This is a genomic window from Pedobacter sp. 01T416_2, assembly GCF_056398925.1.
Genome location: NZ_JBFTQI010000126.1, coordinates 1 through 10,012, shown reverse-complemented (window position 1 = coordinate 10,012; position 10,012 = coordinate 1). Strand labels below are relative to the sequence as shown.

Annotated in this window: 8 protein-coding genes; 6 read left to right on the top strand and 2 right to left on the bottom strand. The window is 38.4% G+C overall.

Annotated features, from left to right (window positions below; genetic code table 11):
- Positions 1 to 179: 179 nt before the first annotated feature.
- Together AC1DPQ_RS07695 and ispE are read right to left on the bottom strand one after the other, a co-directional pair.
- Positions 180 to 605, bottom strand: a complete 426-nt coding sequence (locus AC1DPQ_RS07695; protein WP_477608662.1) for an OsmC family protein — start codon at positions 603 to 605, stop codon at positions 180 to 182.
- A 79-nt stretch (positions 606 to 684) separates the two neighbouring features.
- Complete coding sequence (ispE, locus tag AC1DPQ_RS07690) at positions 685 to 1,488, bottom strand: 4-(cytidine 5'-diphospho)-2-C-methyl-D-erythritol kinase (RefSeq protein ID WP_477582478.1); 804 nt, start codon at positions 1,486 to 1,488, stop codon at positions 685 to 687.
- Between the two features lie 489 nt (positions 1,489 to 1,977).
- Between ispE and AC1DPQ_RS07685 the strand changes: the two genes are divergently transcribed.
- The 6 genes from AC1DPQ_RS07685 to AC1DPQ_RS07660 form a co-directional block, all read left to right on the top strand.
- The gene (locus AC1DPQ_RS07685; protein WP_477584441.1) at positions 1,978 to 2,772 is read left to right on the top strand and encodes a thymidylate synthase; all 795 of its coding nucleotides are present in this window, start codon (positions 1,978 to 1,980) and stop codon (positions 2,770 to 2,772) included.
- A gap of 124 nt (positions 2,773 to 2,896) precedes the next feature.
- A complete protein-coding gene (locus tag AC1DPQ_RS07680; protein WP_477584443.1) occupies positions 2,897 to 3,262 on the top strand; it encodes a four helix bundle protein in 366 nt (121 codons plus the stop codon).
- A gap of 88 nt (positions 3,263 to 3,350) precedes the next feature.
- Complete coding sequence (locus AC1DPQ_RS07675; protein ID WP_477584445.1) at positions 3,351 to 3,854, top strand: dihydrofolate reductase; 504 nt, start codon at positions 3,351 to 3,353, stop codon at positions 3,852 to 3,854.
- Between the two features lie 572 nt (positions 3,855 to 4,426).
- Positions 4,427 to 7,411 (top strand): protein translocase subunit SecDF, encoded by a 2,985-nt coding sequence (gene secDF, locus AC1DPQ_RS07670; RefSeq protein WP_477608660.1) that lies wholly within the window; start codon positions 4,427 to 4,429, stop codon positions 7,409 to 7,411.
- Positions 7,412 to 7,763: 352 nt separating this feature from the next.
- Complete coding sequence (locus tag AC1DPQ_RS07665; protein WP_477608658.1) at positions 7,764 to 9,098, top strand: NAD(P)/FAD-dependent oxidoreductase; 1,335 nt, start codon at positions 7,764 to 7,766, stop codon at positions 9,096 to 9,098.
- A gap of 120 nt (positions 9,099 to 9,218) precedes the next feature.
- A partial coding sequence (locus AC1DPQ_RS07660; protein ID WP_477608656.1) for a hydroxymethylglutaryl-CoA lyase occupies positions 9,219 to 10,012 on the top strand: 794 nt, incomplete at its 3' end.

Here is a 10,012-nt window from a genome sequence, read left to right as displayed (position 1 = left end):
CGGTTTGAGTGCGTATGGCTATGGTTTCAAAATTTTCGGATTTCATTTTTAAGTATCAAGATTTGAGTATCAAGAGATGGGTATCAAGATTTGAGTATCAAGTATCAAGAATTTGAGTATCAAGTATCAAGATGTGGTGTGAGAATAAAGTCGTCATCATATACTTGCTACTTGGTACTTTATACTTCTCTTTTGTTTATTTTGTAAGTAAAATTAATCGTTGCAGAGCGGCCTAAAATATTCGATACAGAGCAATATTTATCGAAAGTCATGGCTAAAGCGCGCTCAACCTTTTGAATGCTTAAATCGCCAAATAAATCGAAGTGAATATCGATTACATCAAAAATCGRTGGCATTTCTTCCTCTTTTCTGGTCGCATTTATAGCGATTTTAATATCATCAAGTGGTTCCTTCTGCTTGGTTAATACATTTACCATATCAATGCCGCTGCAGCCACCCAATCCAATCAGTAACATCTCCATCGGTCTGAAACCTTTTCCTTCGCCACCAATGGCAGCTTTTGCGTCCAACTCCACAGTAAAACCGCTCTCGTTTTCTGCTTCAAAATTAAATTTACCGCTCTTGCGGATTAGATTTATGTTCATCTTGTTAGTATCGAGTATTTAGTATCAAGAATCAAGACGCATTTGCTTTAGTCTTTCTGCTTTAACCTTTAAGCTCTATTTAAATATTATAATAAACTAAGTTATTTTTTTCCAGTTCTGGCAACTTAACCGGATGGTTAAAAAGTGCAAAAACCGACGAACCGCTACCACTCATTAAAGCGAATGTTGCGCCTGCATCGTATAAACTGGTTTTTATTTGACGAATTTGGGGATACTTTGCGAATACCGATAGTTCGAAATCGTTGATAACCTTATTTTTCCATGTTGTTGAATGCAAATGTATAATTTCTTTTAACGATTGCAAAGGTTTTTGCGGTTTTACATGCGCATAAGCATCGGCCGTACTTACATGTACAGGCGGTTTTACCAAAACTTTAAACCAGGCTGACAAATCTATTTCACACTTTTCAAATTCATCACCTTTATTAAATGCATAAACGGGTTTGTTCTCTATAAAAAAAGCACAGTCTGCCCCTAGCTGGCGGGCATAACCTTCCATCTTATCAACAGACATCCCCAAAGTGAATTTCTCATTTAATAATTTGATCAAGAAAGCACAATCTGCCGATCCGCCACCCAAACCTGCACCAACTGGAATATTTTTCAATAAATTGATCTGTTGCGCCGGAATATCAAAATCTTTCTTTACCAATTGATAAGCTTTAAAACACAGGTTATCGTTCGGGTCGCCAGGAATATCAATCCCATGAATTTTGCACAAAGTTACCTCTGCATCGGTAATTTCGACCGAATCTTTAATATTGATCGGATAAAAAACGGTTTCGAGGTTGTGGTAACCATCAGCACGTTTTTCGGTGATGTTTAAGCCTAGATTTATTTTTGCGTTGGGAAAAGATAGCATGTTAGTCCTGAGTCGTGAGTCTTAAGTCGTGAGTCCATGGTGCCGAAACCATTGGGCGGTTCTAACTGCAAACATACAAAAGTGTTTTTTACTGGGTTATGTTTCTTTGCATTTTATATAGCCGGGCTTTTTTGGAGCGCAATTGTGGTGGTTTATCGCCTACTTTGTTCCCGTGTTCCGCTTTTACGCTTTCCCGAAAGTTCGGGATTCCTCCTCGCTGCAGGGTAACACTGCACCCGGGGYTAAGGGGCCAGTTGCTACTTCTATCGGGGTTGATGAAGAAACCGTAAATTACAAACCTGATTGTAGTGGAAAGCCCACAGCGCAGCGAGGACTTGAAATGAAAAGCAGGACAGGTGGCCTCCATTGGCACAGCAAATTCATTTCCAAAAAACAATTATCATTACAATGTTAGTAAGTGGGCAGTGTGTATAAAAATGATTCTCAACACCTGATAAATTTTAGATATTTGTAAATTATCAGAACAGTATGAAACAATATTTAGATTTAATGCAACATGTGCTTGATCATGGAGCTCAAAAGCACGACCGTACCGGCACCGGAACAATAAGCGTTTTTGGTTACCAGATGCGCTTTAACCTTCAGGAAGGTTTCCCGATGGTAACAACAAAGAAATTGCACTTAAAATCTATTATTCACGAACTGATCTGGTTTTTAACCGGCGATACCAATATTAAATACTTAAAAGATAATGGTGTTCGTATCTGGGACGAATGGGCTGACGAAAACGGCAACCTCGGACCGGTTTATGGTTCACAGTGGAGAAGCTGGCCAACACCAGATGGGCAACATATCGATCAGATCACCAATATCATCAATACGATAAAGAACAATCCCGATTCGCGCAGGATTATTGTTTCTGCATGGAACGTTGCTGAAATCGAAAATATGGCTTTGCCTCCTTGCCATGCATTTTTTCAATTCTACGTGGCCGATGGGAAATTAAGCTGCCAGTTATATCAGCGCAGTGCCGATATTTTCTTGGGCGTTCCTTTTAATATTGCATCTTACGCTTTATTAACCATGATGGTAGCACAGGTGTGCGGTTTAGAAGCAGGAGATTTTATCCATACCCTTGGCGATGCACATTTATACAATAACCATATCGAACAGGCCAACCTACAATTAAGCCGCGAGCCTAAAGCATTGCCAACCATGAAAATCAATCCTGATGTAAAAAGCATCTTTGATTTTAAATTTGAAGACTTTACCCTGGAGAATTACGAAGCGTACCCGCATATTAAGGGGATAGTGGCGGTGTAATTGGTTCATTGGTCATTGGTTAATTAGTCATTCGTTCATTAGCCATTGGTTCATTTGTTTGGGTGCAGAATTGAATGCCCTATTTAAAAAATCATCCCTTTAATTTACTTAATCAAGAGAAATCATGAATTATAAATTAGAGGATTTAGAAGTATATAATTTGTCTGAGGTAATTTCAGATAAAATCTGGGATATTGTTATGGGATGGGAATATTTCGCTAAAGATACCATCGGTAAACAATTATGCAGAGCAGCAGATTCCATTAGTGCAAATATTGCAGAAGGATATGGGAGGTATCATTTCAAAGAAAACAAAAACTTTTGCTATTATAGCCGAGGCTCAATTTTAGAAGTAAAATCATTTCTTCGGAAATCAAAAAACAGAAATTTGATATCTGAAGATTGTTATTCAGAACTTTATACCGAATTACAAACAATCCATTTAAAACTGAATGCTTATATAAAAATATATTGGGCAAAATTTAGATAAAACTTAACTCAGTTGTCAGTGTACATTAAATTCATCTCACTTGAACTGCACTTAATGCACCATGCCGATACCAATAAACAAATGACCAATGACTAATGAACCAAAAAACCTTTCCATAGCCGTAGCTGTAGGGGAAAATTTTGCAATAGGCAAAAACAATCAGCTTTTATGGCACATGCCAGCCGATTTAAAATTCTTTAAACAAACCACTTCGGGGCACACAGTAGTGATGGGCCGCAAAACTTTCGATTCTGTAGGTAGACCGCTACCTAACCGCAGGAATATTGTGATCACCAGGGATTCCAGTTTAAAAATCGATAGTGTTGAAGTGGTAAATAGTTTAGATGAAGCTTTAGCAATTACCAAAACAGAAGAAAAACCGGTATTTATTGTTGGTGGTGCTGAGATTTATAGACAAGCCTTGCCCAAAACCACCACACTTTATTTAACTACCATCCACCACAATTTTGATGCGGATACCTTTTTCCCTGAAATTGACCGGAACGAATGGAAAGTAATCAGCAGTGAAACCCATAAAGCCGATGAAAAGAACAAATACGATTATACTTTTGAGGTTTTAGAAAGAATTTAACAACGAAGATACCTTCTTCTAGGGTCTTCATCCTGTCCCGAAGCTTCGGGATCAGGGTCTATCTTGCAAGAAAGATGCTGAAATAAATTCAGCATGACGATCTCGTTGAGGCGACTACTATTTTTACTTGAATAGTGCTTCTTCCCCTGCCAGCTAAACCCGATGGCAGTGAGCATCCCGATTCTTCATCGGGATAAAACGGACAGCGGGACTATCCGAACAAAAGAAACACAGGTATTGCTTTTCAAAAAAAGATCTACTATACATCTTTGTCTCTAAGAAACCCAAATATGAAAAGATGCTTCGTTCCTCAGCATGACAGAAATTAAAAAAGATTGAAACTATATCAGGACCGAACGCAAGCAAAAGCTGCTGCACCTGCTTTTCTAATCATTTGGCAGCATAACAACATGAGTATTCAGTAAAACGGTTAGCAGGCAAAAAATAAGATTATTGCCCGATAAAAATTAATGTTAATAAATTATCAATTAAGGGGTTCTATAATTTAAAAATTTAATTAGATTTGCCGACTTGTTAAAAAACAGCGAAAGACAAATTATTTTAAACAAACAATGCAAGGAAAAGGTTTTATTAAGTTTATAGCGATAGTATTGGCTATCGTTTGTGCGTACGCACTTTCTTTTACTTTGGTAGCATCCAAGGTGGAAAAAGACGCAAAAAACGCTGCGAAGGGTGATTTGGCCAAAGAAAAGGCTTACTTAGATTCGATGAGTACCGTGAAAGTTTATCCAGTAGTTGGATTTACTTATCAAGAGGTAAAAGCGAAAGAGATTAATTTGGGTTTAGACTTAAAAGGCGGAATGAACGTAACGATGGAGATATCGTTAGCGGAGTTGGTAAAATCATTAGCGGGCAACCCTACTGATGCTAACTTTAACAAAGCAATTCAGAACGCACAGATCCAGTTAAATGCCGGTGGTAAAGATTACATCAAAATTTTTGTTGATGAATTCGAAAAATTAAGCCCTGGAGTAAAACTTGCAGATTATTTTTCTAACCAGGATAACGCATCTCAGTTAAAACCTAGCGCAAGCAATGGCGATGTTGAATCTTTCTTGGAAAAAGAAGCTACTAGTGCGATCGATCGTTCATTTACAGTTCTACGCTCACGTATCGATGGCTTCGGAGTAGTTAGTCCGAACATGCAAAAACAAGAAGGTAGCAACCGTATCTTAATCGAAATGCCAGGTGTACAAGATAAAGAGCGTATTGCTAAACTTTTACAGGGTTCTGCCGAATTGCAATTCTGGCAAGTATACCAGGTGCAAGAAGTTGCACCATTGTTAGAAAACATTAATAAAATTTTAGCGGCAACATTAAAAGCTGATGCGCCTGCAACTAAAGATACAACTGCTGCTCCAGCTGCTGGTGGTAAACTTGCCGGTTTAGAAAAAGCTGCTGCTAAAGATACTACGGCTAAAGGTGGTAAACTTGCTGGCTTAGGTAAAAAGGATTCAACTGCGGTTAAAGCTGAATTGCTTAAATCTAACCCATTGTATGCTGTTCTTAACCTTCCTATTTATCAGGGCCAAAACGGACAACAACAATTAATGCCTGGTGCAGTTGTTGGTATGTCGTTACAAAAAGATACCGCAAAGGTTAATGCTTATTTAAAACTTCCTGAAGTTGCTGCATCTATTCCATCTACGATGAAATTTATGTGGAGTGTTAAACCTAGAGAAGGTTCGAAAATTTTCGAACTATATGCTATTAAAGTGGTTAGTGCTGATGGCAAACCAGATTTAGGTGGTGAGGCAATCAGCGATTCGCGTGCAGATTTTGATCAAAAAGGTAAACCGGAAGTAACCATGTACATGACCAGCGAAGGTTCTGCTAAGTGGAAAAAAATTACTGCCGAAGCCGCTGCTGATCCAAACAACAAAAAATCTATTGCGATTGTATTAGATAACCAGGTTTATTCTGCGCCTACCGTACAGAACGAAATTGCTGGTGGTGTTTCATCAATCACTGGTAACTTTACACAAGCCGATACTAAAGATTTATCCAATATCTTAAAAGCTGGTAAATTGCCAGCTCCTGCGCGTATTGCAGGTAGCTACGTAGTTGGTCCAACTTTAGGTGCACAAGCTATTCACGATGGTTTAATCTCATTCGTAATTGCCTTTATCGTAATCTTAATCTTCATGGCGTTGTATTATCACCGTGCAGGTTGGGTTGCTAACTTTGCATTGTTAATCAACTTATTCTTCATCATTGGTATCCTGGTATCACTTGGTGCAGTATTAACCTTACCTGGTATTGCTGGTATCGTATTAACCATTGGTTTATCGGTAGATGCAAACATCCTTATTTTCGAGCGTGTACGTGAAGAGCTTGCACATGGCAAAAACACGGCCACTGCGATTAAAGAAGGTTTTAAACATGCAATGCCTTCAATTATTGACTCAAACGTTACCTTATTTATTTTAGGTGCTATCCTTTACGTTTTTGGTAGCGGTCCGGTTCAAGGTTTCGCAACTACATTATGTATCGGTATCCTTTCTTCATTATTTGCAGCTGTAGCCATTTCGAGAGTAGTTTTCGAATCGTTATTAAACCGCAAAATCGATGTAAGTTTCGATAACAGCATTACCCGTAACGCATTTAAAAACATCAGTTTCAACTTCGTTGGCCGTCGTAAAATTTACTACGTAATCTCTACCATCATTATTATTGCTGGTATTGGTATGTATTTCAAAAATGGTGGTTTAAATTTAGGTGTGGATTTTAAAGGGGGTAGAACTTATTTGGTTCACTTCGATAAAGCAGTTAACACTGAAGATTTAAAAGCTAAGTTAAACCCGGTTTTCGGTAACGAAACGCCTGAGGTTAAAACTGCAGGTGAAGATAGCCAGGTAAAAATTACTACTACTTTCCACATCGAAGATCAGGACATTAAAACTGATAAAGTTGTAGAAGATGCTTTAAACAAAGGTTTAGCCGGTTCTAAATATGAAATTGTAAGTTCACAAAAAGTAACGCCTATCATTGCAAGTGATATCGTAAACGGTGCTTTCTATGCGGTATTGATCTCATGTTTATTCATGTTTATCTATATCGTAGTACGATTCAAAAAATGGCAGTATGGTTTAGGTGCGGTAATCGCATTGTTCCATGATGTGTTAATGGTATTATCTTTCTACACTATTTTAGACGGTATTATGCCATTCTCATTAGAAATCGGTCAGGATTTCATCGCAGCAATTTTAACGGTAATGGGTTACACCATGACGGAAACAGTTGTTGTATTCGATCGTATCCGTGAGAAATTAAAAGAATCTGGCAAAGAAGATTTACATGGTGAAGAGCGTAACAACTTAATCAACTTCGCGTTGAACAGTACATTAAGTCGTACCATCTTAACTTCATTAACCGTATTCTTCGTGTTATTGGTAATCTTTATTTTCGGTGGCGATAGCATCCGCGGATTCATCTTCGCCTTGTTAATCGGCCGTATCATCGGTACATATTCATCATTATGTATCTCTACTCCTATCGTAATCGATTTGGGTAGCTCAGCTGAGAAGAAAAAGTAAGAGATTAATTTCTTAAAATATATAAGCGCTCCGATGTATCGGGGCGCTTTTTTTATGCATGTTTTTTACCCCGAAAACACAAAGTTGTTTGCTATATTTTTGGTTTTTGAAAAGCAGTACCTGTAGCTCTTCGGTTCCGATAGCCCTGCTGTTCGTTTTATTTCGCTGCGCTCCATGTTCACTCCCATCAGGTTTAATTAACTTAAAACAGTACTAAGAAACCTACAAAACACCGCTTCGTCATGCCAGCGTTATATCTTTATTATTAAGCAAGAATTACTGCCAAAACCTCATTTCTTAAACCTTTTGGCTATCTTTTTGTTACATTAGCAATAGATAAACCGATACGAAAATGGATTTACAACTTCCTAAAAGCGAATACCCTAGAGTAGTTATAGTTGGCGGTGGATTTGGAGGAATTGAGTTAGCTAAACGTTTAAAAAACAAACCCTTTCAGGTGGTTATGCTCGATAAACATAACTACCATACTTTTCAACCCTTACTTTATCAGGTGGCTACAGGAGGTTTAGAAGCCGATTCGATCGCTTTCCCATTAAGAAAGATTTTTAAAGGACAGAAAAATCTCATTTTCCGGGTAACCAAGGTTACCGAAGTTAACGCAGCAGAAAACTGTTTACAAACCGATATAGGCAGAATTAATTATGATTATTTGGTTATTGCTACAGGTTCTACAAGTAACTTTTTTGGCAATAAAGAAATTGAAGCGAATTCAATGCCAATGAAATCCATCCCGGAGGCACTGGATTTAAGAAGTTTGATCTTACAGAATTTTGAAAAATCGCTGATCGAAAAAGATTTAGATAAAAAGAGTGCATTGTTAAACTTTGTAGTAGTTGGTGGAGGCCCAACAGGTGTTGAAACCTCTGGAGCCATAGCAGAGCTTAAAAAACACGTTATTCCGAACGATTATCCTGAAATGGATTTTAGCAAGGTGAATATCTACCTGATCGAAAATTCGCCGGAATTATTGGGTGTAATGTCGCCACAGGCACAGAAAAAAGCCAAAGATTTCCTTACCGATATGGGGGTTCAGATCATGAACGAAACCAGGGTAATGAGTTATGATGGACATACCCTTACCTTGCAGGATAAAGCACCAATTTTAAGTTCTACCGTAATTTGGAGTGCCGGTGTTAAGGGCGAAGTTTTAGGTGGTTTAGACAAAGCAGAAATTGTTCGTGGCGGCCGATTGAAAACTGATACGCAGAATTTAGTAGTGGGTTATCAAAATGTATATGCTATTGGTGATGTGGCCGCTATTATTGATGAAGAAACACCAAACGGTCACCCGGGAGTTGCACCTGCCGCCATTCAGCAAGGGCATCACCTGGCCAAAAACCTGATCAACATCAAAGAAAATAAACCTTTAGAGAAATTTAAATACTTCGATAAAGGCTCAATGGCTACCGTAGGTAGAAACAAAGCCGTTGTAGATATTGGAAAAATCCGTTTTCAAGGCGTTTTTGCATGGTTTACCTGGATGTTTGTGCACTTAATGACTTTGGTAGGCTTTAGAAACAAGATTATTGTTTTCGTAAATTGGGTTTGGAGTTATTTCAGTTACGACAGAGGAACCCGTTTAATTATCAGAACCTTTGCAAAAGACCGAAGCGTGGATTATAGAGATGAGGTACCAGCCGTAAAAGAAGAAGTTAAGGTGTCTTAGTCTTTAGTCTTTAGTCTTTAGTCTTTAGTCTTTAAGAGCAACTTTGATGATAAAAAATTGTTTCCTTTTTCTTCTTTTCTTTGCGAAAAACTTTGCGCATTTTGCGGTTAAACCAAAAATATGAGCCAAAACAACTTCAAATTAGTAGAATGTCCACGCGATGCCATGCAAGGACTACACGATTTTGTTCCAACCGAACTTAAGGCAGAATATTTGAATCTTCTGCTTCAGGTAGGTTTCGATACGCTCGATTTTGGAAGTTTTGTTTCGCCTAAAGCCATTCCACAAATGGCCGATACAGCCGAAGTTTTAGCACAATTGGATTTGAGCAACACGGCAACTAAACTCTTGGCTATTGTAGCAAATTTAAAAGGCGTAGAGAACGCTATAAAGCATGAGGCAGTCGATTACCTTGGTTTCCCTTTTTCGATCTCAGAAACGTTCCAACAGCGTAATACCAATTCAAGCATAGTACAATCATTAAACACGGTGGAAGAAATGCTCTCCCTTTGCGCTAAAAACAACAAAAAAGCGGTTGTTTACCTATCAATGGGTTTTGGAAATCCTTATGGCGATGAATGGAATTATGAAATTGTAGAAAAATGGGCTGATGTACTGGTGGGTAAAGGTGTAGAGATTTTGTCGCTTGCCGATACTGTAGGTGTTTCCACACCAGAAAAGATCGAGAGCATATTGCCTAAATTGATTTCGAGGTTTAACCATACCGAAATCGGCATCCATCTACATTCAACCCCTGCCGAACGGTTTGAAAAAATAGAAGATGCTTATCGTTCGGGGGTAAAACGTATAGATTCTGCTTTAAAAGGTTTTGGGGGCTGCCCAATGGCTGCTGATGACCTCACAGGTAACATTGCTACCGAAGATGTAATTGATTGCTACCGAAGATGTAATTG